The sequence below is a fragment of the Paenarthrobacter sp. NPDC018779 genome (assembly GCF_044391085.1).
In the GTDB taxonomy this organism is placed as follows: Bacteria; Actinomycetota; Actinomycetes; order Actinomycetales; family Micrococcaceae; genus Arthrobacter.
In genome coordinates, this window is sequence record NZ_JBIRZS010000004.1 from 234,921 (window position 1) to 260,612 (window position 25,692).

General features: G+C 63.6%; 25 protein-coding genes. 10 read left to right on the top strand and 15 right to left on the bottom strand.

Going from position 1 to position 25,692, the window contains the following annotated elements; translation table 11 throughout:
• Positions 1–61: 61 nt before the first annotated feature.
• Both ACH488_RS07380 and ACH488_RS07385 read right to left on the bottom strand, forming a co-directional pair.
• Positions 62–1,081, bottom strand: coding sequence for a sugar phosphate isomerase/epimerase family protein (locus tag ACH488_RS07380; protein ID WP_397323219.1), 1,020 nt, complete (start codon positions 1,079–1,081; stop codon positions 62–64).
• On the bottom strand, positions 1,078–2,265 hold the full coding sequence (locus tag ACH488_RS07385; protein WP_397323220.1) for a Gfo/Idh/MocA family protein: 1,188 nt from the start codon (positions 2,263–2,265) through the stop codon (positions 1,078–1,080). The genes ACH488_RS07380 and ACH488_RS07385 overlap by 4 nt, the downstream gene beginning before the upstream one ends.
• A gap of 158 nt (positions 2,266–2,423) precedes the next feature.
• On the opposite strand from ACH488_RS07385, the gene ACH488_RS07390 reads away from it, so the two are divergent.
• Positions 2,424–3,458 (top strand): LacI family DNA-binding transcriptional regulator, encoded by a 1,035-nt coding sequence (locus ACH488_RS07390; protein WP_397323221.1) that lies wholly within the window; start codon positions 2,424–2,426, stop codon positions 3,456–3,458.
• Positions 3,459–3,500: 42 nt separating this feature from the next.
• Here ACH488_RS07390 and ACH488_RS07395 read toward each other — a convergent pair whose 3' ends face one another.
• From ACH488_RS07395 to ACH488_RS07405, 3 genes are read right to left on the bottom strand one after another with little or no spacing between them, the layout of a single operon-like run.
• Positions 3,501–3,710: a hypothetical protein gene (locus tag ACH488_RS07395; RefSeq protein WP_397323222.1), complete on the bottom strand. Its 210-nt coding sequence runs from the start codon at positions 3,708–3,710 to the stop codon at positions 3,501–3,503.
• A gap of 60 nt (positions 3,711–3,770) precedes the next feature.
• Complete coding sequence (locus ACH488_RS07400; RefSeq protein WP_397323223.1) at positions 3,771–4,748, bottom strand: NAD-dependent epimerase/dehydratase family protein; 978 nt, start codon at positions 4,746–4,748, stop codon at positions 3,771–3,773.
• Between the two features lie 49 nt (positions 4,749–4,797).
• Positions 4,798–5,784, bottom strand: coding sequence for an NAD(P)/FAD-dependent oxidoreductase (locus ACH488_RS07405; RefSeq protein WP_397323224.1), 987 nt, complete (start codon positions 5,782–5,784; stop codon positions 4,798–4,800).
• Positions 5,785–5,932: 148 nt separating this feature from the next.
• On the opposite strand from ACH488_RS07405, the gene ACH488_RS07410 reads away from it, so the two are divergent.
• From ACH488_RS07410 to ACH488_RS07425, 4 genes are all read left to right on the top strand, one after another.
• Positions 5,933–6,514 carry a helix-turn-helix domain-containing protein gene (locus ACH488_RS07410; RefSeq protein ID WP_397323225.1) on the top strand — a complete coding sequence of 194 codons (582 nt, stop codon included), beginning with the start codon at positions 5,933–5,935 and terminating at the stop codon, positions 6,512–6,514.
• A 128-nt stretch (positions 6,515–6,642) separates the two neighbouring features.
• Positions 6,643–7,659, top strand: a complete 1,017-nt coding sequence (locus ACH488_RS07415) for a nitrilase-related carbon-nitrogen hydrolase (RefSeq protein ID WP_397323226.1) — start codon at positions 6,643–6,645, stop codon at positions 7,657–7,659.
• Complete coding sequence (locus ACH488_RS07420) at positions 7,656–8,681, top strand: agmatine/peptidylarginine deiminase (protein ID WP_397323227.1); 1,026 nt, start codon at positions 7,656–7,658, stop codon at positions 8,679–8,681. The genes ACH488_RS07415 and ACH488_RS07420 overlap by 4 nt, the downstream gene beginning before the upstream one ends.
• A 12-nt stretch (positions 8,682–8,693) precedes the next feature.
• On the top strand, positions 8,694–10,229 hold the full coding sequence (locus ACH488_RS07425; protein ID WP_397323228.1) for an APC family permease: 1,536 nt from the start codon (positions 8,694–8,696) through the stop codon (positions 10,227–10,229).
• Positions 10,230–10,359: 130 nt separating this feature from the next.
• On the opposite strand, the gene ACH488_RS07430 is transcribed toward ACH488_RS07425, so the two are convergent.
• The 7 genes from ACH488_RS07430 to ACH488_RS07460 all read right to left on the bottom strand — a co-directional run bounded on the left by ACH488_RS07430 (position 10,360) and on the right by ACH488_RS07460 (position 16,331).
• Positions 10,360–10,905 carry a hypothetical protein gene (locus tag ACH488_RS07430; RefSeq protein ID WP_397323229.1) on the bottom strand — a complete coding sequence of 182 codons (546 nt, stop codon included), beginning with the start codon at positions 10,903–10,905 and terminating at the stop codon, positions 10,360–10,362.
• Between the two features lie 282 nt (positions 10,906–11,187).
• Complete coding sequence (locus tag ACH488_RS07435) at positions 11,188–11,490, bottom strand: DUF4193 domain-containing protein (RefSeq protein ID WP_387438096.1); 303 nt, start codon at positions 11,488–11,490, stop codon at positions 11,188–11,190.
• Positions 11,491–11,639: 149 nt separating this feature from the next.
• Entirely contained in the window at positions 11,640–12,857 is a 1,218-nt protein-coding gene (lhgO, locus tag ACH488_RS07440) for an L-2-hydroxyglutarate oxidase (RefSeq protein WP_397323230.1), read from the bottom strand.
• A 109-nt stretch (positions 12,858–12,966) separates the two neighbouring features.
• On the bottom strand, positions 12,967–13,455 hold the full coding sequence (locus ACH488_RS07445) for a DUF805 domain-containing protein (protein WP_397323231.1): 489 nt from the start codon (positions 13,453–13,455) through the stop codon (positions 12,967–12,969).
• A gap of 158 nt (positions 13,456–13,613) precedes the next feature.
• Positions 13,614–14,807, bottom strand: coding sequence for a type II toxin-antitoxin system HipA family toxin (locus ACH488_RS07450; RefSeq protein WP_397323232.1), 1,194 nt, complete (start codon positions 14,805–14,807; stop codon positions 13,614–13,616).
• The gene (locus tag ACH488_RS07455) at positions 14,807–15,004 is read right to left on the bottom strand and encodes a helix-turn-helix transcriptional regulator (RefSeq protein WP_397323233.1); all 198 of its coding nucleotides are present in this window, start codon (positions 15,002–15,004) and stop codon (positions 14,807–14,809) included. Before ACH488_RS07455 ends, ACH488_RS07450 begins: the two co-directional genes overlap by 1 nt.
• Before the next feature lie 181 nt (positions 15,005–15,185).
• Positions 15,186–16,331, bottom strand: coding sequence for an MFS transporter (locus ACH488_RS07460; protein ID WP_397323234.1), 1,146 nt, complete (start codon positions 16,329–16,331; stop codon positions 15,186–15,188).
• Between the two features lie 178 nt (positions 16,332–16,509).
• On the opposite strand from ACH488_RS07460, the gene ACH488_RS07465 reads away from it, so the two are divergent.
• The 5 genes from ACH488_RS07465 to ACH488_RS07485 all read left to right on the top strand — a co-directional run bounded on the left by ACH488_RS07465 (position 16,510) and on the right by ACH488_RS07485 (position 20,532).
• Positions 16,510–16,968 carry a MarR family winged helix-turn-helix transcriptional regulator gene (locus ACH488_RS07465; protein WP_397323236.1) on the top strand — a complete coding sequence of 153 codons (459 nt, stop codon included), beginning with the start codon at positions 16,510–16,512 and terminating at the stop codon, positions 16,966–16,968.
• Positions 16,969–17,061: 93 nt separating this feature from the next.
• Entirely contained in the window at positions 17,062–17,358 is a 297-nt protein-coding gene (locus tag ACH488_RS07470) for a helix-turn-helix domain-containing protein (RefSeq protein WP_397323322.1), read from the top strand.
• Complete coding sequence (locus ACH488_RS07475) at positions 17,355–18,572, top strand: type II toxin-antitoxin system HipA family toxin (protein ID WP_397323237.1); 1,218 nt, start codon at positions 17,355–17,357, stop codon at positions 18,570–18,572. The genes ACH488_RS07470 and ACH488_RS07475 overlap by 4 nt, the downstream gene beginning before the upstream one ends.
• Before the next feature lie 253 nt (positions 18,573–18,825).
• The gene (locus ACH488_RS07480) at positions 18,826–19,065 is read left to right on the top strand and encodes a hypothetical protein (protein ID WP_397323238.1); all 240 of its coding nucleotides are present in this window, start codon (positions 18,826–18,828) and stop codon (positions 19,063–19,065) included.
• Positions 19,066–19,323: 258 nt separating this feature from the next.
• Positions 19,324–20,532, top strand: a complete 1,209-nt coding sequence (locus ACH488_RS07485; RefSeq protein ID WP_397323239.1) for a MinD/ParA family protein — start codon at positions 19,324–19,326, stop codon at positions 20,530–20,532.
• Here the strand turns inward: ACH488_RS07485 and ACH488_RS07490 are convergent.
• The 3 genes from ACH488_RS07490 to eccCa all read right to left on the bottom strand — a co-directional run bounded on the left by ACH488_RS07490 (position 20,523) and on the right by eccCa (position 25,691).
• Positions 20,523–21,275, bottom strand: coding sequence for a DUF6177 family protein (locus ACH488_RS07490; RefSeq protein WP_397323240.1), 753 nt, complete (start codon positions 21,273–21,275; stop codon positions 20,523–20,525). The genes ACH488_RS07485 and ACH488_RS07490 overlap by 10 nt on opposite strands.
• Before the next feature lie 71 nt (positions 21,276–21,346).
• Entirely contained in the window at positions 21,347–21,727 is a 381-nt protein-coding gene (locus tag ACH488_RS07495; protein WP_397323241.1) for a hypothetical protein, read from the bottom strand.
• Complete coding sequence (eccCa, locus tag ACH488_RS07500; RefSeq protein WP_397323242.1) at positions 21,717–25,691, bottom strand: type VII secretion protein EccCa; 3,975 nt, start codon at positions 25,689–25,691, stop codon at positions 21,717–21,719. The genes ACH488_RS07495 and eccCa overlap by 11 nt, the downstream gene beginning before the upstream one ends.
• Position 25,692: the final 1 nt, after the last annotated feature.

Consider the following 25,692-nt stretch of genomic DNA (forward strand, 5'->3'; position numbering starts at 1 on the left):
CCCAACGGACCACGCACCATGGCGTTCCAGGGCGAATAGTCCGTTGGACGGGGTCAGCGCGTCAGGCAGGGACGTTGAGCGACGCTTCGAGGGCGGCGTCGGCGTCGCGGAGGACGTTGGCCGCAACTTCGAGTCCTTCGATCCGGCCGAGCGACACGTCCTCGTGTTCGATGTTGACCAGCATGTTCGGATCAACTTCGTGGAGGGCGCGGAGGAACTCGGTCCAGTAGGCGGTGTCGTGGCCGCGGCCCAGGGCAACGAAGTCCCAGGCCGAGTTCTTCGGCCACTCGTTGGCCCACTCGTCGCCACCCAGGTTGGTGCGGTTCTCCTCGGCCGAGAGCCTGCGGAAGCTGTTGTCCAGCACGCCGTAGAGCGCGGCGTTGTCCGTGTTGACGCGGACGTCTTTCGCGGCGGCCTGGAAGACCAGGGGTCCGAGTTCGCGGACCACGGTGACGGGGTCCATTTGCTGCCAGAACAGGTGGGAAGCGTCCAGTTCCACGCCCACGTGCGTGGCGCCGGTGAGCTCGATGAGCTTGTGCACGTCGGCGGTGTTGAACACGATGTTCTGCGGGTGCAACTCCAGGGCTACCTTCACGCCGTGGTCTGCTGCCAGCCGGTCGGTTTCCTTCCAGAACTCCGCGGCCACGCCCCACTGGTAATCCAGCACGTCCAGCGCGGCGGAGTTCCAGGCGTTGACCACCCAGTTCACCACTGTGGCTCCGGGTTCACCGCCGGGCAACCCGGACATGGTGACCAAACGATCCTGGCCCAAACGCTGTGCCAGGCGGATGGAACGGCGGATGTCCTCGGCGTGCTTCTCGCCGATTTCCGGGCGCGGGTGCAGGGGGTTTCCGTTGCAGTTCAGGCCGGCGATGGACACCCCGGTGCCTTCGAAGAGTCCCAAATAGTCGTCCCGGGCCGCGTCCGAGACCAGGATTTGGTCCATGGTGGGCACGTGGACGGCCGGTAGGAACCCGCCGGTGTTGATCTCGATGCCGGTCAGGCCCAGGTCCGCGATGACCTTCAAGGCCTCCGGAAGCGGGCGGTCGTGCAGGATCGCGTTGTAGACACCGAGTTTCATAGCGTGATCTTCTTTCCGTTGTTCAGGGCGGATTCGGTGACGGCCTCGAGGAGTTCCATGTTGCGGACCCCTTCATCGAACGTGGCGCAGCGGGGCAGCGACTCTGCCTCGGAAAGGCCGGCGATCTCTTCGAGGAAGGCGCGGGTCTGGTAGCCGAACGCGTCGTTCTGGCCGAAACCGACCTCCGGGGCGTCCATCGCCAAACCACCGGCAATGTACGGGTGTCCGGGGCCGAGGATCACCTGGCGGTAGCCGTTCTGCAGGCCGGACTCGTCGTTGAGGAAGAGCTGGATTTCGTTGGGACGGCGCTGGTCGAATTTCGCGCCGCCGTTTTCGCAGAACACCTCGAACTGCAGGCTGTTGGCGTGTCCGGCAGCAACCCGGGACACTTCGAAGCTGCCCGCACCGTTGGCGAACTCGGCGTTGAAGGCCGCGTAGTCGTCGTTCTCCACGGCCTCGAAGGTGTCGCTAACGGCCACGTGGTCGTGACCCATGACTGCGCTCAATGGCAGCGGACGCTTGTCGATCGCAGTAGTCAGGCGGCCGCCGCTGATGGACTTGATGTCGCCGCACAAGAACTCAGAGACGTACGTCAGGTGGCTTCCGACGTCGGCCAGCGCACCCGAGCCGGGCCCGCCCTTGTAGCGCCAACTCATGGGAGCGGAAGGGCTGAAGCCGTAATCGGTCCAGTACCGGCCACTGAAATGCAGCACATTGCCCAGCACACCGTTCTGGATCAATTCACGGATGTAGGCAATGCCCGGGGTGCGGCGGAACGTGAAGCCAATGCGGGCCAGGTTGCCGCGGGCCTCGGCAGCACGGGCCGCGTCAGCCATGGCACGGGCGTCCTCCAATGTGTCGCTCAGGGGCTTCTCGCACAGCACGTGCTTCCCCGCGGCCAACAATCCTTCCACCACTTCGCGGTGCAGCGAGTTGGCAATCACCACGCTGACCACATCAATATCGTCGGCTTCGGCGATCGCCTGCCACGACGTGTCATGACGCTCATACCCGAACCGGCGTGCAGCCAGGGAGCCGAATTCGGCGTTCACGTCACCGATCGAAACAAGCCGTACCTGGGGCAGCACCGGGCTGTAGAGGGCAGATGCCGTGCGGTAGGCGGCGGCGTGGGCCTTGCCCGCCATTCCTGCACCGATAACGGCGACGCCGAGGCTTTCAGCCATGATTTCTCCTTCGAAATTCCGCCGTCAGATGGGGCACTGATCGGCATTTTGTAGCGCTACAATTTTTGCACTGGCATTGATCGTAGCTATGTCCATATGTCCTGTCAATCATTCGCCGACTATCCTCGAAGACAGACCCGAAAGGCATGCTGAACTCCGTGAAAACACCCGACGCGCGGCCCACTCCACAGTCCCGACGCCCCACTCTCTACGACGTCGCCACCCAGGCCGGCGTCTCGCCGTCGTTGGTTTCGCTCTTCCTCAAGGACCCCGAAAGGGTCAGCGCCAAGCGCCGGGACGCCGTGCACACCGCGATCACCGAACTCGGTTACCGGCCCAGCCGCGCTGCGACCACCCTGGCCAGCAACCGCACCAAGAGCATCGGATTGGTCATCGACGACTACCGGAACCTCTGGTTCGTGGACCTGCTCCGGGGCATGGAATCCGTCCTTTCCGAGCCCGGCTACCAAGTCACCCTGGCCGATTCGCGTCCCGGCGAGAACCGCATCAAGGAAGCGACGGACGGCCTCCTCGCCATGCACGTGGACGCCCTGGTCATCGCAGCCGAACCCAGCGAATCCATGCTGGCCCGCACCTGGGTGCCCACCGTCGTCGCGGGTTGGCGCCAAGGCGTCCCCGCCGGAGCCGACCTGATCACCAACGATGACGACCTCGGCGGCGCCATGGCAACGGACCATCTTCTCCAGCTGGGCCACACCCGCATTGGCCACCTGTCAGGGCACGACGGCGCCTCCGACCACAGGCGCGCAGGTTACCGCCGCTCTATGGAGGCCGCCGGTTTGCCCGGCGTGGTTGCCGAGTCCGGCGGGACCTCGGAAGAAGACGGCTATGCGTCCGCATGCTGGCTCCTGGACCACCATCCGGACACCACCGCGATCTTCGCCGCCAACGACACCATGGCGCTCGGAGCCTTCGCCGCGCTCAAGGCACGCGGACTGTCCGTGCCATCGGACGTCTCGGTGATTGGCTACGACAACTCGCCCCTGGCGAAGTCGCGTTACCTGGACCTGACGTCCATCGATAACCGAAGCGACGTGGTGGGAATGGACGCGGCACGCAGGCTGCTGGCACGCCTCGAGGACGACGGCCTGGAACCCGAGCGCACCTTGATCGAGCCCGCCTTGGTTCTCCGCAGCACCACAAAGCAACGCGGAGTCACTTACGGCCCATAATCCCCCTCGGAATGGGCCGTAAGTGACCCCGCGTTGCTTGAATCAGACCTTCTCGCGGATGCGTTCGATCTTCGGTTCGGATACCTCAAACTCCCGACGGCGGCGGGCCAGGAACGTCCACAGCGTGCCTTCTGTCTGCGGCCGCTTCTCGACCGGCTGAACCGGCATTTCCTCAGTCTTGCGGGTTTCGGGTTTGCGCGCGGAGTCCTTCTTCGTGCGCCGCTCGAAGTCCTGATAGTACGCGTAGCACATACCAACCTCCTTCAATGGCTGCCCTTTAATCGTCCTCGCCTTCGGGCTACAAGTCGACCGTTAATTGCTTGGCCGCAGCCCTTCTGCCACGCGCAACTTCCCGTTGGCGACGAGCCATTGGATGGATTCGAGCACCGCCTCTTCCGGCTCATAGCGCGGCTGGTATCCGAGGAGCCGTTCGGCCTTTCGGATGGAGAAGCAATGGTTGCGGTGCAGGTGCGCCCAGCTGGCCTCCGCGTGCTCTTCCGGCGTGGAACCACGGAACTCGTCCCAGCTGACGGCGTTGAGCCGGGCTGCCTGCCCGAACCACCCGGCAGCGATCCCGGCATAGCCGCGGACACTGAGCGCTGTGGGCGCAACGATGTTGAAGTCCTCCCCCGCCGCCTCCTGCCGGCGCTCCACCGCCTTTTCGAAGGCCTGCGCCAAGTCATCGGCGTGGACGTGGTGCATAAGTTCCGTCCCGCTGCCGGGAATGGTCAGTGGTTCGCCTGCGGAGAGCGTGCGCCAGACTTCCGGGTCCAGGTTCCCGAGCGGGCCGATCGGATGCCAGCCCGGACCCACAATGTGGCCGGGATGCAGCGACGTGGTGGCCAGCCCACCGTTCGCGGTTTCCTCCTTCAGCATCCGGGCGATCCTGTCCTTCTGGATTCCGTATTCACCGTACGGCGGCAGATCGGCTTCCTCGGGAATGGGAACCTTACGGCTTGGCCCGTAGCGCCAAATGGAACCGCAGTGCAGCAAATGGCCCGCCTCGCCGCGCAAGCATGCAACCAACGCCGTGGCTGAGTCGAGCGTGAAGCACACCAGGTCAATTACGACGTCGGCATGCAGCTCCGCGATTCGCTCGCCGAAGGTGCCCTCCCGGTCCTCCTGCTCGCGGTCCGCAGCCACGCTGTGGACGTGGCTCCATTCCGGGCTTTCCACATAGGGTGCCCGGTTCCCGCGGCTGACGTTGATGACCTCATGGCCACCCCGCACCAGCCGCGGCACAAGGAAGCTGCCGATGTGTCCACTGCCGCCAATGACAACGATTCTCATGGTGTCCCCATCTCAAGGCTTGAAAGGATCTGGGCACCACGCTAGTCCGTCAGTAAACCGTTGCGGGAGACCCCTGACTCGCGGCCTCCACTGCCCTACGCGTTTCGGCCACCATGAGATCGGCGTTGATCACCGCTCCGGCCATATTGCCGGCGGCAGCAGCGGCCACCACCTGCCCAGTCAGGTCCGTGACATTACCGGCCACCCACACGCCGGGGATCGATGTCGCACCGCCGAGGGCCATGGTTTCCACGTGGTGTCCCACGCCCATGGGATGCTCGGCCGGTTGGATGCCGAGCGACTCAAGCACAGCTGAGCGGGCTTCCATCCGTGGACCTACCACCGCGGCTTCCACGGGAATGGTCCTGCCCGATTCCAGGGTGACGCCGGACAGGGCATCATCCTCGACCTTAAGCGAGGCCACTTTGCCGTCAACCACCGTGATGGAACGGGCGGCCAACTGCTCCCACTCCTCCTCCGTGGGCTCCAGCAGGTCATTGAGGAACAGGGTGATGTGCGGGCTCCATTGCCGGAAGAGCAGGGCCTGGTGCATGGACATCGGCCCGGTTCCCAGGATCCCGATACGTGTGTTCCGCACCTCCCAGCCGTGACAGTACGGGCAATGCAGCACGTCATTGCCCCACCGTTCACTGATGCCCTCGATGTCCGGGAGCACGTCCTTCAGTCCGGTCGCAACCAGCAAACGCCGCGCACCAACCAACCGCCCATCGGCCAACTCCACCTCAAAGGCGGGCTCCGCACCCGGGCCGGGCTCCGCCGTCGAACGCGCCGCTACTGCAGCCCCTTCCACGATGCTGCCGCCGTACTTCCGGACTTCCTCCCGCCCTATAGCGAGCAGTTCCAGCGGGCTCATGCCGTCCCGGGACAGGAATCCGTGGACGCCTGCCGCCGGCGCATTCCTGGGCTCTCCGGCGTCGATGACCAGCACCGAGCGCAAAGCCCTGCCCAACGTGACGGCCGCACTCAGCCCGGCCGCCCCTCCACCGATCACTACAACGTCATACTGCTGTTCCATACGCTTCCCTTCTTCCCTTACGAGGCCCGCTCTACGCGCCATTCCGCACTCACAAGCCGCAAAGCAGGCCCCACAACGCTTGGATTCAATGGTTTCGCGACCCGAAGCAAACCGGCAAGAAAGTTTGCTGCTATGGCAAACTGGGAGCATGGATTCCGATTTCAGCAAACTCCTCGATTCCGTCGGCCCCAGGCTTCGGGACCTGCGCACCCGGAAGAACGTGACGCTCGCAGAGGCCTCCGAAGCCACGGGCATTTCGGTCAGCACGCTGTCCCGGCTCGAGTCCGGGCAGCGGAAGCCAACCCTGGAACTCCTGCTGCCCATTGCCCGCCTGCACCAGGTACCCCTCGAGGAACTCATCGACGCGCCGGAAACGGGCGATCCCCGCATCCACCTCAAGCCCCACGTCCACCACTGGGGAACCGCTTTGCCGCTCACCAAGAGAGCCGGCGGCATCCAGGCTTTCAAGATGATCCTGCCGGGAGGGACGGGCAAGGAGGAGCCCAACCCGCAGTCCCACGAGGGTTATGACTGGATGTACATCCTCAACGGCAAGCTCAGGTTGATTTTGGGCGAGAACGACTTCATCCTCAAGGCCGGCGAAGCCGCGGAATTCGATACCCGCACGCCGCACTGGTTCGCGAGCGCCACCTCGGAGCCCGTGGAACTGCTGACACTCTTCGGCCAGCAAGGCGAGCGCATGCATGTGAGGGCCCGCCCCAAGCGCTGAACGCTGCCGCTCGAGCGGTCATAAAAGAACGAGGTTCATTTCCACCCTTGCGCTCAGGCGTGACTCCCGCCATACTAAATGAACGCTATTCATTTAGTGACAGTCGTCTCACCGGAGTACATGCCATCATGATTGAAATTACCCGCCTCGAAGCCCCGACTTCCCTGGCACGCACCGAACCGTCCACCCGCACCCCGCTGCGGGTCGGCGTCGTCCAGCACCGCTGGCACGCCGACGAAGCCGTCCTGCGCGCCGAGCTCAACGAGGGCATCGAGCGCGCGGCCAAGCTGGGAGCCACTGTTGTTTTCCTGCCTGAGCTGACGCTGTCCCGCTACCCGGCGGACACCCGCCCGGAGAACAACCCCGCCGTCGGTATCCGTCCCTCGGACATCACTGAGGACTTGCTCACCGGCCCCACCTTCACCTTCGCCGCAGAAGCAGCCAGGAAGTTCGGCGTGTCCGTCCATGCCTCGCTGTACCAGCGCGCCGAGAACCCGGACGGTACCGATGACGGCCTTGGCCTCAACACCGCCATCCTGGTCTCCCCCGCTGGCGAACTCGTGGCCCGCACCCACAAGCTCCACATCCCAGTTACCGCCGGCTACTACGAGGACAAGTTCTTCCGCAAGGGCCCGGACTCCGATGACGCTTACGCCGTGCACGCACCCGCCGAACTGGGCGGCGCCCGCCTGGGCATGCCGACGTGCTGGGACGAATGGTTCCCGGAACTTGCCCGCGTGTACTCCCTTGGCGGCGCGGAAATCCTGGTCTATCCCACGGCCATCGGTTCCGAGCCGGACCACCCGGATTTCGATACCCAGCCGCTGTGGCAGCAGGTGATCGTGGGCAACGGCATCGCCAACGGCCTCTTCATGATCGCGCCCAACCGCCACGGCAGCGAAGGAACCCTGAACTTCTACGGTTCCTCCTTCATCTCCGATCCGTACGGCCGCATCCTGGTCCAGGCACCCCGCGATGAGTCCGCAGTCCTGGTGGCTGACCTGGACCTCGACCAGCGCAAGGACTGGCTGACGCTCTTCCCGTTCCTGGCAACCCGGCGCCCGGAAACCTACTCCCGCCTCACGGAACCGGTGAACCCGGACGCTCCGCTGGGTGCCGCTCCTGCACAGGCAGTCTCCGCGTGAGCGCCTGGCGCATGCCGTCCGAGACGGCCCCGCAGGACCGCGTCTGGATGGCCTTCCCCACGGGCGGCTACACCCTGGGCGACACCGAGGAAGAAGCCCATGCGGCGCGCTCCACCTGGGCGGCCGTCGCGAACGCCATCCTTGAGTTCGAACCGGTCACCATGGTGGTAGCGCCCGACGACGTCGAAACGGCCGCGCGCTACTTGGACCCTCGCGTCGAGGTACTGACAGCTGAGCTGGACGACGCCTGGATGCGGGACATCGGTCCGTCTTTCGTACTCGATGCCAACAAGCAGCTCGGCGCTGTGGACTGGATCTTCAACGGCTGGGGCGGCCAGGACTGGGCTGCGTGGGACAAGGACTCCCTCATCGCCGAGTTCGTTGCCGGCCGGGCCGGGGTCCAGCACGTCCCGTCCGGCATTGTCAACGAGGGCGGCGGAATCCAGGTTGACGGTGAAGGCACCGTACTGGTGACGGAAACCGTACAGCTGGACCAGGGCCGCAATCCGGGCCTGACCAAGGCCGACATCGAGCAAGAGTTGGCCCGCACCATCGGGGCGACGCACGTCGTGTGGTTGCCCCGTGGACTGACCCGTGATTCGGAGAAGTTCGGCACCCGCGGCCACGTGGACATCGTCGCAGCGATCTCCAGCCCGGGAACGCTCCTGGTCCACTCCCAGCAGAACCCCGAGCACCCTGACTACAAGGTTTCCCGGGAAATCATCGACTTCCTGCGCACCACCCATGACGCAGCGGGCCGGGAATGGAACATCATCGAGGTTCCCGCACCGGAAACACTCACGGACGACGAGGGGTATGTGGACTACAGCTACATCAACCACCTCGTAGTCAATGGCGGGGTCATCGCCTGCAGCTTCAACGACCCCATGGACGAGAAAGCCCTCCGCCTTCTCGCCGATGCCTACCCCGGACGCCGCGTGGTCAGTGTTGACGCCCGCGAGCTGTTTGCCAGGGGTGGCGGCATCCACTGCATCACGCAGCAGCAGCCTACGGCCATCTAGAAAGGGCCTTCCATGAGCCAGACAATCCGCAGCAGCACTGACGCTGCAACGTCGCATGACATCAGCGGCAAGGGACTGAAGACGGGGCAGTTGGGGCTCCTCGCCGTCGTCGTTCTTGGCATTTCAACTATCGCCCCGGCGTATACGCTCACCAGCGCGCTTGGACCCACGGTCAACGAAGCCGGGCTTCAGCTGCCCGTGATCTTCCTGATCGGGTTCATTCCGATGATCCTGGTGTCCCTGGCCTACCGGGAACTCAACGCAGACTCCCCGGACAGTGGAACCACGTTCACCTGGGTCACCAAGGCGTTCGGGCCTTGGGTGGGCTGGATGGGCGGTTGGGGCCTGCTGGCCGCCAACATCATCGTCCTGTCCAACCTGGCCGGCGTGGCCGTGGACTTCTTCTACCTGTTCCTGGCCCAGGCAACCGGCAACCCGGAACTCGCCGACCTCGCAGGCGACAAAGTGATCAACGTCCTCACCTGCTTCGTCTTCGTGGCCTTGGCTGTGTGGGTCAGCTACCGGGGCCTGCACACCACCAAGATCGTGCAGTACGGCCTGGTGGGTTTCCAATTGCTGGTCCTTGGCTTGTTCGTGGCGATGGCCTTCGCCAACTGGTCCACATCGGAGACAGCCGTCCCGTTCAGCTGGGACTGGTTCGACGTCACCAAGATTGAAACCTTCGGCCAGGTGGCGGCGGGCATTTCACTCTCGATCTTCGTGTACTGGGGCTGGGATGTCTGCCTCACGGTGAACGAGGAGACCGCAAACGGCAAGAAAACGGCGGGCGCAGCAGGTACCTTGACCGCCGTGATCGTGTTGGGGATCTACCTGCTGGTCACCATCGCCACCATGATGTTCGCCGGCGTGGGCGACACAGGCATCGGGCTGAACAACGAGGAGAACCACGCCAACGTGTTCACGGCCCTCGCGTCACCGGTGATGGGACCGTTCGCGATCCTGATGTCCCTCGCGGTGCTCTCGAGTTCTGCGGCCTCGCTGCAGTCCACGTTCACGTCGCCGTCCCGCAGCCTGCTGGCCATGGCGCACTACGGCGCCCTGCCCGAGCGTTTCAGCCACATGAGCAAGAAATTCTCGACGCCGGGCTTCGCCACTATCGCTGCGGGCGTCCTGTCTGCGGGCTTCTACGCGGTGATGCACGTGATCAGCGAAAACGTCCTGAACGACACCATCCTGGCCCTGGGCCTGATGATCTGCTTCTACTACGGACTCACCGCCATTGCCTGTGTTTGGTATTTCCGGAACAGCGTTTTCACGAGTGCCCGCAATTTCTTCCTGCGGCTCCTGTGCCCGCTGCTGGGCGGGGTTGGGCTGTTCGTCGTGTTCCTGCAGACGGCAGTGGACAGCTGGGCGCCGGAATTTGGCAGCGGCTCGGAGATCTTCGGGGTGGGACTGGTGTTCGTCCTCGGCGTGGGGATCCTGGCGATGGGCGCGGTGGTCATGCTCATCATGTCCCGCGTGCGCCCGGGATTCTTCCGGGGCGAAACCATCCGCAAGGACACCCCTGCGTTGGTTGTCCCGGAGTAGGCCTACCCGGCCCCGCGCTGCCCAACAAGCGCTGCCCAACCACGCGCAGTTCGCTGGAAAGCTGCCGGTTCGCACGGAATCTTCCGTACGAACCGGCAGCTTTCCCCGTGTTTGGCCGTGTGTTCGGCGCCTACCAGTGGTGCGCCACGTCCACTACCAGGCGTGAGCCGCCGTCGGGCCCGTCCAAAGTGAACACCCGGAACGGAAGCCGGGCGCGGACCCCAAGCCCCACGCTCGTGTAGCCCTCGAAGCTGCCTGCATAGGCCACCTGTCGGAACGTCTGGTAGCCAGAGACGTTGGAGAGCTCGGCCTTCGCCGCAGGAACATACGTGGATTGGCCGCCCTGGTTGTAGGACGGAGCTGTGACGGTCACCTGGAGGTCCGCATCGCCGAGCAACGGGATCTCAAAGCCCGAGCCATCCTGGACCACCACCGGGACGTACTGCACGGAGTATCCGGCCACTTTGCCGGAAAGGTCGATCACCAAACGGTCGTAACAGGCCTGTTGGCCCGTGCGGACGTTCGTGACCGTGGCGGAGCTCATGTCCGGATCGCCCTTTGCCAGCGATCCCCACGTGATCCCGCAATACGGTGTTGCCGAGGCTGGGCCCGGCGCCACCAGCCCGAGACCGGCAACCGCGACCACGGCTCCCACTCCGGCGCTGATTTTCCTCATTTTTTGCCCCCTTCAAGGCGGGTTGGATACCTCCAGAGTAGGAGCGTCACGCCGGGTTTGGACCGTTCGTTTCCGCTTCGGCGCCCAACCGTTAGAGGGGTATTTCGGTGGTCACGGAAAGGTCATGCAGGAGGCATTTTGGCTCCCTTGGAACCCCATTCCTTGTAATTCCGGCACCCCGTTCGTAACCCAAGATCACGTGACCATGGCGTGATCTTGGGCAAGCAAAAACCCCACCCGGCCATTGCTGGTCAGATGGGGTCCGTTCCGCTGCGAAGTGGCTCAGCCTTCGCAGTCCTTGCAGTATTTGAGCCCGTTCTTTTCCAAGGCCACCTGGGACCGGTGACGGACCAGGAAACAAGAAGCACAGGTGAATTCATCCGATTGTTCGGGAACCACCACAACGGTCAATTCTTCATTGGAAAGATCGGCGCCCGGGAGGTCGATGCCCTCGGCGGTGTCGTTTTCATCGACATCGATGACAGCAGTCTGGGCGCCGGTCCCGCGGGACTGTTGAAGGGCCTCAAGCGATTCAGCGGGAGACTCTTCTTCGGTCTTGCGCGGGGCGTCGTAATCAGTAGCCATAGGGTTCGCTTTCGTTGCTGCATAAGTGCCATTCCGGCACCTCAGTGCAGCAGTTTAGGGCAAAGAACCCGCATTCCACGAATACTGTGTCCAACACGACACGGCGGTGCCATATCGCTTGGATTTACGCGCGTTTCGCTGCGGAATGGCTAGCCCGCCAAGGCCTGTTCCACAATGTACTCGGCAATGGCCAGGGAGGACGTGGCCCCAGGCGACGGTGCGTTCCGCACCAAAACTGTGTCCCGGCGTCGGGCAATCACAAAGTCGTCCACCAGCGAACCGTCGCCATTCATCGCCTGGGCGCGCACGCCGCGTGTCCCGGGGACAACCGTGGCACCTTCCAACGAAGGCACAAAGCGCATGGCTTCCTTGATGAATTTCTTTTTGCTGACCACCGTTTGGAACTCACGGACGGCCGAAGGGACATTCTGGCGGGCAAAATTCCAGAACCCTGGAAACAGTGCATAATTCAGCACGTCCCGGACATTGACGTCCCTCCAGGAATACGACTCCCTGCCGAAGGAAATGAAGGCGTTGGGACCCAGCATCATTTCGCCGTCAATCCGTTTGGTGAGGTGCACACCCAGGAAGGGGTGCTTGGGATCCGGTACGGGGTAGATCAGGCCCTTCACCTGGTCACGCATTTCCGGACCCAACAGGAAATACTGCCCGAAGAAAGGCACGATCCGTGGCGTTCCGGATTCCCCGGTGGCTGCTGCCAGCCGGTCCGACTGGAGTCCGGTGCAGGCCACCACCAAGTCGTAGTGGTCACCGCCGTCCTTTGTATGGACCACCACGCCGTTTGCCTGCTGCTCCAGGGAAGTGACCTCCTGGCCGAGGCGGATCTGCCCGCCCGCCAGGCGGACATCGTCGGCGAGCGCGTTGGTGATGGCCGCGTAATCGACGATCGCCGTTTCCGGCGAGTGAAGGGCGGAAAGCCCGACGGCGTTCGGCTCCACCTCGCTGATCTGGTGGGCGTCAAGCATGCGCGCACCCGGAACCCCGTTGGCCGTGGCGCGGGCGAAGATGTTGTCCAGGCGCTTGGCCTCTTCTGGGGTCTGGGCAATGACCAGCTTGCCGCAGGCCTCGTAAGGAAGGTTCTTCGCGGCACAAAACTCCTGGAGCAGCCCCACTCCCCTGCGGCACAGGGTCGCCTTCAATCCGCCCGGTTCGTAGTAGAGGCCAGCGTGCACCACCCCTGAGTTGTGGCCCGTCTGGTGCCCAGCGAGTTTGTCCTCTTTCTCATAGAGGGTGACGTGGGCGCCGTCGAGCTTGTTCGCGAGTTCGCGCGCCACGGCGACGCCAATGATGCCGCCCCCAACCACTGCGCAGCGTTTGATGCTCCTGGCCTGTGCAGGGTTGGTCATGTCACTCCTCGTCGTTGGGGCAGGTCTTCAGCATGCCACGGCTTGGTCGGTGGGAAACGAAAAGGGGCGGCACGTGGTGTGCCGCCCCTTTTCGGGAGATGCGAGGTACTTACGCGGTGGGAACGTCGAAACGCTGGCCGGCCGGGTTGGACGGGAGCAGCGTCAGGACGAGGACAGCCAAGGCTCCGAGGAACGGAACCAGGACCAGCAGGACAAGCCAGCCGCTGAAGTTGCCGTCGTGCAGGCGACGGACGGTCAGGGCGATGGACGGAACGATCGTCGCGAGGCCCCAGACGGCAATCAGGATGAAGCCAACAACGGCACCCGGTCCGGGAACGGAGGTTCCGTTGGAAACCGTGGCACCGGCGGCACCCAGGATGGTGGTCAGAAGGTTCAAAACGAAGCCGACGACGGCTGCCACGAGTGCCCACCACCAGTACTCGCTGCGGCTCGCACGGCCCGTGAACGCCGTGTACTTCTTGAAGAAACGCTGAACAGCAGCGCCAATGGGTGCGCCGTAGTAGGGAGCCCACAGCGGCGGTTCGCCGGCCTGCGCGCCGTAAGGCTGGGTCTGCTGAGGTTGTTGCTGATAGCTCATTGGTATATCCCCCGGTTAGGTGTGAGTCGAACTCAGACGTGTACTCATAGTGATGAGTCGTTGCTCATCGTAATGCTCTTGGAGCGGCAAAGGCAGTTGAATGGACAAAATTAACCGGGATTTATCCCTTTGACGGAATGTCTCCGGTCGAGTTGTTGTCAGTCAGCCAACTCATTCCGCCGCAGACGTAGTTCCCGGATCGCCCTGTTGAGAGGCGAACCGGAAAAAGGCAGGGCTGATAGGTCAACGCTCACTGCGGCTTTCAGCGCCAGGGCATTGGCCGATTCCGCCGCCTTTTCCGGCAACCCGATATCAGCGGCGAACGCCGCCCAATGCCGCTTACGGATGTTCCTCGTTCGTCCGGACACTGGCAACGCCATCGTCTCGTCCCCGTACAACAAAGTGCACGGAACATCGTAGACAGGAGCTATCGTGAAATCGCCTGTTCCGTTGCCCAATACTGAGACGTTCTTGGCATGAAGGTCCCCGTTGCCTGTCAGCCAGGCAAAAACGAACTGCAAGTACAAATTTCGGGCAGCCACGACAGGCGCTCTGGTGATCGCGCTCAGGGCCTGGACCAGTTGCTCGGAGCTCATGCCGTATTTTGCCGCGGGAGGAAGACCCATCACTTGAGCACCGTCTTCAAGAGGCAGGGAAAGCCACCCGCCCCTAAGACGTTGACGGTCAAAGCGTCTAACCAGAAGCCCGTCGAGACCATTCTTATCGGGCACCACGACTGCCGAAGCCACAGGGATCCTCAAGGCTTGAGCTGCCACTAAATGGGCTGCCTCATTTCGAACCAGATGCGCATGCTCGGGCGGATCCAGCTTGAGAATGAAACGACCATCACTGAGGGCAACGGGTGCGGACAGCATGGATGCGCTGGCCTTGGGTTGAACCCCCGGAATCGCCTGCAGGTCCACTTTTCCTCCCAGTTCCGCAAAATCCAAGGCCTCAGTTTGTGAGACATCCGCCAGTGATTGAGGCAGCACAGGAACCTCACCCTGCGGCACAATCTGCACATCGCCCGGGACATCAGCACCCACCGCCATCAAGAGGGTCAGCTCGTCATCGAAGCTGGTCTTTGTGGCATTGCGCAGCACGGTCAACCTGTGCCCTTCGGGCAACAGACCTGAAAAGAAGGCCGCCAAACCTCCACCCGGCGAAACGATGACATCGTCCGTTAGGGGCAGGGTGGTAGCCACGGCGTCCAGCCCGGCTTCCCGGTACTGCTGGTCGTAAGCGAAGGCCGTAGATCCCGAGTCTCCACGCACCAAGCGCCCTGCCAGTTTCCCTTGCTTGTAGACATCGGCGGCGGAAAGATGCCGAAGGCGTTCCAAGTCGCCTGTCATCAGCCCACCATCACGTGCAGGCCGAGGACGTTGGCTATAGCGATGACCGCTCCCAAACCGGGATTGCCCTTTCCCGTTTCCACCGCCCTGACGGTGCGCTCCGCCACGCCAGCGAGTTCCGCCAGGTCTAATTGATTGAGGGCAGCCTGCTTTCGGGCGTCACGGATAGCCCGTCCGATGGTCTCTGCGTCGATCATGTTCCTCATACCATTCCGGCAACATCCTGCCGATCAATGACAATAGTGGGTCAATTCTGACCCACTCCCCCCGATTCGGCAAGATCCTGCCGATTGCCTCTTCTCAGGCGGCCGCATGCGCACTTAGAGAACAAACCGGCAAGATCCTGCCGCCGGCATCGAGTGACTGCCGCCAGCAGCCCTACCCCTCCGACTTCGGATAGGCGCCCATCACCGCCGCCGAAATGATCCAGATCGCCCCCATGGCCACCACCATCACGGCACCGCCCAACCCCGCGGCCGAGGCCGCGACCGCTGCGCCACCCGCGGATGCACTGGCTCGGAATCCGGCGCTGACAGTGAAGATCTGCGACTTCAGGTGTGGCGGGCTCAGCCGGTTCCGCAGGAACAGCATGGCGGCAGTAGAGGGTGCGGTGAATGCGCCGGACAAGCCGATGGCGACAATGGTCCACACAGTTCCGAAGTTCAACGCGGCCAACGCAGTCAGCAGTCCGGTGGCCAGGAAACCGGCCAGCATCACGAATTCCGGCGAGCGCCGCGTGGGCCGCGCCGTCTCGTAAAGCGCCCCGAGAAGACTGCCCACGGCAAACGAAGTCACCACTGCTGCACCTTCGCTGGGCGATCCGACGCGCTCCACGGACAACGCGATGGCCGCAACGGCCAAACCGCCTTGCCCCAATTGGGTGAGGGTGGATGACGCCGTCATCACAGCCAACGGACGATGCGAGAAGATCATGCCCAGGCCCCCTTTGACGGCCTGCCAAGGCGAGCCACCCGATCGACCATGGGGCCGGAGCCGCACGGCACGTATCGCCAGGGAACCGAGGGCCGCCGCAACAGCCAACACCCACAGGGCAGCCTGTGCCGGGAGTAGCACGGAAATGACCGCCACCAATGCCGGGCCGGCCACGGCGGACACGTTGTAGGACAGCGCGTCATAAGCGAAGGCCCGGCGGCCATCCGGAATCGCACCGGACACAAAACTGGAAAGCCCACCCATATAGAAGGGCGACACGGCGCCGGCCAGGACCAGGAGGACGAACACTACCGGCAGCGGAACCTGCCCGATGAGCGCTGCAGCGGCAAACGCGATGGCCGTCAGGACACCGGATCCCGCCACCAACAAACGGGGGCGGCGGGTCCGGTCCAGGGCAGTGCCCACCAAGGGTGCGGCCAGCACGCTGGGACCCAGGGACGCCGCCACCAGCAAGCCCCCGACGGCGACATCCCCCAATTGCTGGACGGCCAGGATGGGCAGGGCTACTGCGGCACCGGCACTCGCCATGCGTGGTGGAACTGAAGCGGCGAGATATCCGAGCGCGCCCATGTGTGATGGAACCCCTTGTGAGCCTGGGAAGTGAGTCTTCCAGCACCTTAGCCCACGCTTGACAGGACCCGTTGCGCGCACGACTCTTGGCGTCGTGAGATGCTTGAAGCGGTCATGGGGGCCTGCGCATCTGACAAAAATGTAGCGGTCGTGGTCGTTTCTACTATTTGGAGTTGTCATGGGTCCGCTGCTTGCCGATGTTGAAACACCGCGCCTCGCGGCCGCGGAGATCGGCAACGATGTTGGTCTCTTGCTGGGGAAGCTCCACGACGCCGGCTCCGCCCTCAACAAGCACACCCTGGGCGACTTCCGCCTCCGCGAGCGCACCTTCTCGGTACTGACACTTGCCTGCAGTGGTTTGGACGCCACGCAGCGCGAGATTGCCGAATTCCTCAGCCTCGACCTCAACCAAGTGGCGGGCCTGGTGGATGATTTGGAACACCGCGGGCTGGTGGAACGCGCCCCCGGCCAACGGAACAGGCGCTCCAGGGCCATCGTCTCCACGGGTGAGGGACGCCGGATCCACAACAAGATCCGCTCGGAGCTGGACGCTTGCGAACAACAGCAGCTCGCCCACTTGAGCGAGGACGAAGTGACGCAACTGAAGACCCTGCTCCGCAAAGCCCTCTGGGGCTAAGTATCTGACAGACTTTAGTGCTCACAATGCTGACCACTAAAACACTTAATGGTCGTAATCCGGATCATTAAGGTCTAGGCTGGTCTCATGGCTATGTCGCGGACCTCCAGCAGAACCCAACGGACAGCCACCACCATCGGCGAACAGTTGCTCACGTGGCGGAGGCTCTTGGGGCTCACCGCGGCGCAAGTCGCAGATCGGGCCGGTATAAGCCGCAATACACTCCGAAAGATTGAACACGGGGAGTTGGGCGTGGGCTTGGAAGCCTTTCTCGACGTAGCCAGAGTCCTCGGGCTAAGCGAGCAACTTAATAAGGCCCTGGATCCCTACGAAACCGATTTTGGCCGTGCCCGCGCCGACCAGATACTCCCTGAGCGCGTACGGCGATGACGAATCCCGTCGAGGTAGACCTCGAGCTGGCTACTGGCCCAATCAACGTCGGCAGGGCCTACATAGTTGCTCGGCGGGGTGTCACCACTACGAGCTTCACCTACTCCCCCACCTTTCTGGCCCATCCTGAGTCGTACGCCATCGATCCGGCACTCCCTGTCACCCGTGGAAGCCACACGGTCAAGGGTCTGCCCGGAGCGTTCGCCGATGCCTCGCCTGATCGTTGGGGCCGGCACATAGTCACCAAGAGAGTCCAAACTGAAGCCAGGAGCCTTGGAAAAAATCCGGGTACGCTAACCGACCGGGACTTCCTGCTAGGGGTATCGGATGTCACGCGACAAGGAGCTCTTCGGTTCCGCCTCGTGGACGGTCCGCATCTGAGCGATGGCACTGACGTGCCCAAGCTCGTCCAGCTCCCGGAACTCCGGGCAGCCGCTCATGAAGCCGAGTTGGACACCGGGAACCTCGCTGCACTAAAGAAGCTACTGGACGCCGGAACGGCGAGCCTCGGAGGCGCGAGGCCAAAAGCATCAGTCCAGGACGGCTCCGAGCTTGCCATAGCCAAGTTCGCGCATCAAGGAGATCAATGGAAAGTCATCGCATGGGAAGCGGCGACCCTCAAGTTGGCCCGTGACGCGGGGATCAAGACTCCTGCCTTTAGCCTTCATCATGTGGGCACAAACGACCCCGTTCTTGTGCTGGATCGCTTTGACAGGCTCAAGAGTCAGCGGATCAACTACGTATCGGCCATGACCATGCTGCAGCAGGAAGACGGCACACACGGAGACTATCTTGATCTTCTGGATGTCATCGACGAACATTCGGAAGCTCCTTCCGAGGATCGCGAAGAACTATTCCGGCGAATAGCTTTCAATTACGCCGTCAACAACACAGATGATCACCTTAGAAACCACGGCTTCATCCGAGGAAGCAACGGGTGGCGCCTGTCCCCGGCCTTCGATGTCAACCCCAATCCGGACGTCAATTCCGAACACGCTACGTCAATTGACGGCGCTACGAAACGGGAATCCGGACTACGGGCGCTGATGGGCGTTTCGGAATACTTCGTCAGTGCCAACAAACGGGATGCCATTCTGTCGGCCATTCTCCGGTCCCTCACCCAGTGGCGGGAAGCAGCGGTTAGCTGCAGGATTCCTACAGCCGAAGTTGAATTGTTCACACCGCTCCTGGATGTACGTCCGCATATCTTATAGGCGTCCGGAAAAACGCCCCCCTCACAGCAAGCGCAAGGCTGCGCAGGATCTGGCTTGACATGGATTCTCCAGCGTCACGGCTCGAAGCGCCGGCCAGCCCCCAAAAACCGTGGACAAGTGCACAAGCAAATGGCAGTCCGATATGCATCCGTCCATATCACCGCGTTTTCAGTTATGCAAGGATCAGAGTTCATATCCCTTTGAGCGTTTCCAAGGCTGCACCCGTGCGGCCCGCACTTACCGGAATGGACCCATGAATCTCCCTCTCTTCCACGACCCCCTGCAGGGCACCGTCACCGTCGACGCGCCCATGCGTGAACCGAGGACGGCACGCGACGCCGCGTTCCGCCGCAACACGCAGCCGCGGACATCCCAACCGCGCCAGGCCTCGAAGCCCAAGCACGGTTCAGGCGTCCTGACGCGCAGCGCCCGCCAGGACAAGGTTGCCGAAGACCTTCAGGCCCTTATCGCCCGCACCGCAGAACGGCACTGAGCGCAGCAACGACGTTATCCACAGTTCCGCCAACCGCAATTTGCCTGCCCGCCGGAAGCCATGCCTAGGGTGGCGGCTTGACTGTGCCCAGCTTCCAAACCATCGTCGATGACGCCGCCGTCCTCCATGCATCCTTGGCTGGCGGGAACTAGGCCGGTGAATGAAAGCCATGTGACAAGACCAGTGTCTGCCGGCCCCGCTAGGATCTCTGGTTGGGGCGTCGCCTTGGCGCCGTATGGATTATCGAAGGGTGCAGCGATGGAACTGGGGGCCACACGCGTTGAAGTGTTCGCCGACGGCCGGGTAACAGTCGGTGGAGAATCCATTTCAACCACCGAGGGAACGGATCCGTATTCGGCGGCCATCACCGTCCTTGCGGGCTATGCCAAGGCGTCCGGTGCTCCGGTCCTCGCTGAGGCCATCGACCACGTCAAGGGACAGGAAGGCCGCTTTCACGTCCACCCGGATGGCAGGGCGGAGGCTCTGGGAAGCTTCCCTGTCGCCGAAAAGACCACCCAGGCACCGTCCGTCCCCGTGGCTGCGCCCTCGGCCCACTTGGAGACCCAGTTCGTGCGGCCGGACAAGCCGCGACCCAGCACCGGGTTCCGCAGCGTCCTGTACTCGGCGACGGGCGGCTTCGTGAACCTTGGCCCCAGCGCCAAGGACCAGGACGAGGCCGAACTGGAGCGCCGCATCGCAAGGCCCCTTTCAGGCAGTTTTAACACGGCCATCCTCAGCTTGAAGGGCGGCATCGGGAAAACTTCCACCACCGTGGGCGTCGGCATGATCCTGGCCGAATACCGGGGAGACCATCCCTGCGCCATTGATGCGAATCCTGACAGCGGCGATCTGGCAGAGCGCGCGCTCGGGGAAATGCTGTACCAAAAGGTCAAACCGCGCACCATCACGGACATTGTCCGGGACATCGACCACATCAACTCGCTGACCATGCTCACCGACTACATGCACCACGCCAACAGGCTCCACCTGGTGGCTGGTGAGCAGGATCCGGCTTTGTCGGATGCCCTGACTGCCGGGGAATACCTCCGGATCAAGCAACTCGTTTCCCAGTATTACTCGGTCACTCTCACGGACTGTGGCACCGGCGTCTCACACCCGGCCATGGCAGGCGTCCTGCCCGAGGCAACCAACCTGGTCATCGCTTCCGGGTACGCGGTCAGCGGCGCCAAGCGGGCACGCAACACCCTGCAGTGGCTTGCCGACCACGGCTATGAAAACCTGGCCCGCAACGCAATCGTCGTTGTGACTGACAAGGACCAGGTTTCCAGCCGCGTCAACAAGCGCGCCATCGAGGAACACCTCGCGGGGTTCTGCCGGCAGCTCATCACCGTGCCACACGATCGCGGGGTGGCCGATGGCGACCGGATCTCCTTGGACAAGATCGCCGCAGGAACCCGGCGGGCCTACAAGGAGATCGCAGCGGCAATCGTGGATGGCTACGTCTGACCAACGGCTCCAGGGAAGGTAGCGACCAAGTGCTGGAACGGGCGCACGCCGCGCAGCTCGGCGTCCCCGTCCAGCTTTTCCGGTAGGCCGCTGTGCAGTGAGGGACCGAATACCCTGAGCCAGGGTTCCCTGGATAGTTCTCCGCCCTCACGCACAAACCCGTCCACCAGCCCGTGATGAACGTCGATGCCGATTTCCTGGGCGTTCGCTTCCACGGCCGCGTCCGCCACTGCCGATACCGAACCTGCTTCCGGTAGCCCGGCAGGCAGCAGGACATCGAAGCCTTCCACCACGCCGGCCTCAGTGCGGTACGCGCTCACGGTGCCGGAAAATCCGTCGCCAGACACCAAGGCGACCCCTTTCGGTGCCTGCCCCCTCAGCTCAGCGGTCAAGGCATCCATATCCCATGCCTGGTGCAGTGGCTCGGTCAGTCCCATGTACGCCGGACTCAGGGAGCACGCCGCAAGCATCCGCGTCGCAAAGGCGCCCACGGGAAGGTCACCTCCTGCGGCGTGGAGCACACTGCCGAAAAGCACGACGGCGGTACTCGCCGCTGGTGCATGGTCCCGGCCGGCGGAGGGGCCAAGCAGCCCATTCCTGATTTCTCCGTGAGGCCCTTCCACCAGCCACAAGATTGCGCTCGCTCTAAGGAACGACACCAGCGGATAGCTCAGGCACGCCTCGGAAGATGTCTGGAGGGCCAGGGCATAGCGTTCCGGGGCGTTGGCCACTGCTTCGGCCAATTGCCTCCGCAGTCCGGCTCCCAGCGAAGGCCGTGGGCCGTGTACTGCGACTGTAAGCAACGGCGCCGGTTTCACGATCCCCAGTCCGCGTTGATCACCTGCTGGGTTTGGGGATCAATCAGCACGCCCTTGGTGCCGATCACGGCGATCATCAGAAAGGCCCGGACCGACTCGGCAACTTCCTTGTCAAGAGGGATGTTGACGTCGGAAACCCAGCCCTGCCCACCCAACTGCGTGGCTACGTCGTCGCCGAAGAGCCGACGGAGCTCGTTCTGCGGAACCAGGACAGGCTCGGTGATGAGGCCTAAGGCTTCTCCAGCGAGGCTCAGGATCAGGTCCTGGGAATCCTTGGCTTTCTCATAGGTGAACTTGTTCTCGAACTCCCCCGCGGCATAAGCGAAGCGCTCTTTCCGCGGATCTTCTTCGCAGATCAGGTGGAAGTCATAGCTCATGGGTTTGTACCTCGTTGTGGTGGAAAGACTGGATGGTGGTGGGTGGGCGACCGGTCCGCACCACCCTTGCCCGGCCGGTTGGCAGGGAAACGGGCCGGACGCCACTGGCCACCGCGCCTTCGCTGCGGTCGCCCGAGAACATGATCACGGGAGCACCGGATGCCCGGGTTCCGGCTATGAAGGTGTCATGGATCAACAGGCTGCTCCCAGTGGTCCTTGTGGTGACCATGGCGTGGTATCCAATATCCGCTCCGGATGGCAAGTAGCTGGCCAGCGCGTGGAGCGGTTGGTTGCCGGTGGCTACGAGGATGTCGTAATCGTCCACCAGCAGCACGATCCTGGGCTTGCGCAGGGGTTCCTTGGTTCCGTCGCCCAGCCGTTCCTTTGCCTGATCCGAGAGGTAGACGGCCAGTTCGGAGGCCCGGTGGCTGTTGGCCGCGTACTCGCCCAGATAGTCGTCCGGGATGAACCCCTGCAACTGCTGGCGCGGGTCGAACACAGCAAACACCAGGTCACTGGGCTTGTGGGTGGCCATCAATTGGGCTGCGGCACTCCGCAGGAGGTTGGTGCGGCCGGTCTCCGGGTCGCCCACCACAATGGCTCCCCTGTCCGTGCCGAACAGCTCAAGGTTCTCCGTGCCGCCGTCGTGTTCCCTGACCCCCAGCGCAATGGTGCCTGGCACGGCGTCGTGGTCCTCAGGCAGACCCACCAGGCGGGGCAGGACCCGCACGGGCGCAGCGCTCGTGGAGGCATATTGCCGGAGCGTGCCAGCAAGGGCTGCCAGTTCCTGCCCGGCATTGTCGCGGTCAGGTTCGGTCTCTAATGACGGCAGTGCGAAGTGGCCGATCTTCTTTTCCCTGGTCAATGCCCGGCCCGGGCGATCCGCACCAATACTGCCCGCAAGCCGGCGGTCCATCGAGTCGGCCGGATCGGTCAGGTGCAGTTCAATCCTGTTTCCGAGCAACGACTGCCGGTTCATCTTGATGTCGGACCAGTTCCGGGCGCTGACAACCACGTGAACGCCCAGGGTGCTGCCACGCATCATGACGTCGTCCACGGCTTCTTCAAGCTCGGGAAACTCCGAGCCCAGGCTGCCGAACCCGTCGATGAAGAGGAAAGCGTCGGTGCAGCTCAGTTCCGGCAGCTCTCCCCTGCTCCGCATGGTCCGCATGGCGTGGAGCGAGTCGAGTTTGTGCCGGTCGAAAGCGGTTTGCCGGGCGTTGAGCAGGCTTTGGACTTCTTCCACGGTTCGCCGCAGCAGTTCCCGGTTCCCCCTGCCGGCAACACCACTGCAGTGTGGCAACTCGGCCAGTCCCGCCAACGAGTTTCCCAGCAGGTCCACCGCGTAAAGGTTGACCTCCCCCACACTGTGGCTCAGCGCCAGCGACGCCGCGATGGTACGCAGCGCTGTCGACTTCCCGCTTTGCAGGGCTCCAAGGACGGCCAGGTTGCCACCGCGGCCGGCCAGGTCAAGGTGCCACGGACCCTGCCACTGGCGGGCGGGGTCGTCCAGGATCCCGACGGCGGGGCTCAGGTACCGGGGTTGGGCCAGCCGTGGACCCGTGGACGTGAGGTCCAAGGAAGCACCGATCCCGGACAGGGAGACAGCGAAGGGCAACGGCGGCAACCACACAGGCTTAGTCAGGCGCGGTTGCCCGGCCGCGAAACCCACGACGGCGGAAAGGATGGTTGCGCTGTCGGCGTCACGGGACTCGGGGTGGCCAGGCGACGACGGCGCAGGGGTAGCCGGTGCAGGGGCAGCCACCGCCGGCACGGAAAGCGCCGGGGTTGAGTCACCCGACATGCGGAAGGTACGAACGGGGACGGCCTCGGGAACCAAGCTGCCGGCGTCGTTGTCAGCAGAAGGCAAGGGACCCGAAACGTAAGCTGCGCGGAACCGTTTGAACACCGAGGTATCCACCTTGAGGATGCCATGGCCGGGGGTGCTGGGCAGGTGGTAGGCGTCCGGGACGTCGATGATGGTGCGGCTTTCCATCTCCGAGTTGGTGTGCAGGGCGATCCGGTAGGCCAGGTAGGTGTCCAGGCCGCGCAGCATGCCCTGTTCCACTTTCTGCGACGCCAGGAGCAGGTGGATGCCGATGGACCGCCCGATCCTGCCGATGGACAGTAGGAGGTCGATGAAGTCCGCTCGGGCGGTGAGGAGCTCACCAAACTCATCGATGCACACGAACAAGTAGGGCATCGGCTCCGCGAGCGCGGGGTCATCGGGATGCCGTTTCCGGGCCTCGCGGTAATCGTTGATGTGGGCGAAGTCGCCGCCGTCCTTCAGCATCTCCTGCCGACGCTTCACTTCTCCGGCCAGGCTGGAGTAGATCCTGTCGATGAGGCCCGCGTCGCTGACCAGGTTGGTGACAAGCCCAGAGACATGCGGCGCCTGCTCGAAGGGCGCAAAAGTAGCGCCGCCCTTGTAGTCCACCAGGACCATGGTCAGGTCTTCCGGCGGATGCGTCGCGATCAAGGAGAGGACTATGGTCCGCAGCAACTCCGACTTTCCCGAGCCCGTGGCACCCACGCACAGTCCATGCGGTCCCATGCCCTGCCGGGCCGGTTCCTTCAGATCAAGGTAGACCGGCGTGCCGTCCTCATCCTCACCGATGGCCACGCGGAGGAAGTCAGCACCGCGTGGCGTCTTCCAGAGGTTCAGCATCTTCTCAACGGTGTAATCGCCCAAGCCCAGGGCTTCGGCGTAGCTCCGCGAGGACCTGTGCTCCCCGAATTCGTGGGACAGTTCGGACAGCCGTAACGGAGCAAGCGCCCGGGCCACGGAGTCGGCCACCACCGCCGGGACTTTGTCCGCTGTGCCCCGGATGGTCTGGCCCGTGGCCGTCCATTCGAGGGTGACCTCGTCCGGAGTGGCCCGGAGCCGTAGATCAACCCGCTCCGGCTCCTGCTGTTGTTCGGCCAGCAGATGGATCCGGGTGACGGCCAGCCTGGCCGCAGGCATGTCCGATGGCAGTCCGGGAAGGGAGGCGGCGTTGTGCCCCGGACGATCCGAGATGACGATCAAACGGGGCAGGGCGTCGGGAGCCACCTGTTGGAAATTGCGTGCTGCACTGTTCATGACGGCCAAGCGGGCGGCCAGGGGACCTTCGAGGAGAACAGCCAGCTCGGCAGGAGTGGACGCCCGGCGCAGCGATCCGCGGTCCTGCAGATGGGGCAGCCACTTGGCCCACTCCCAATCCTCGGCCTCGTTGTTCCCGGCCAGGATGGCCAGCTCTACGTCCTCCGGTGATTGCGCTGACGCGAGGTGGCACAGCAGGCTGCGGCAAATGTCGAGGGCCGTTGCCCTGTCCCCCACGATCGATATTTCAGAGGCCGCGGCCAGTGGCAAGGTGAGGGGCATATCCGGATTGGCGGCGAACCGTCCGCGGAGCTGCTCAGCTTCGGACAGCATGAAGGCATCGGGCCGTTCGACGGCGTCTCCACTGTCCTGGATGGTAATCCTGCGGCGGGGCACGCTTCCCGTTCCGAAGCGGGTCGCGAGGAAGTCCGGACTTGTCCGTCGCCGTTCCCACAGCCGGTGCGGGTGGTTCACCACGGCCTGGACAAGCACGTCGGCCCGCGGGTGGGCTGCGTTTGCCCTGGCCCTGGCAGCTTGTTCGTCTGCCTCGAAGTCACTCCGGCGGCGTCGAAGGTAATCCATGTACATCCGGCGCTTGGAAGCCCGTTGCCGGGTGGCCTTGCCGCGCTGCGAGAACATGAGGACCACGGAAGCCAGCACAGTGGCAACCATCATGAGCGCACCGATGCCAGCCAGGGACGAACCACGGAACAACATCATCACTGTGACTGACGTAGCCGCGCCGAGCATGGGCACCAAGGCCAGCAGGTTCATTCCGCCGGCACCGCTGGCCAGCTGGGGAGGCGCATCAATGACCGCGGCTTCGGGCGGCTGATCCGGGAGCGTGGTGCGGGCAGGACGGTGAACCAGGCGGGTGGTCATG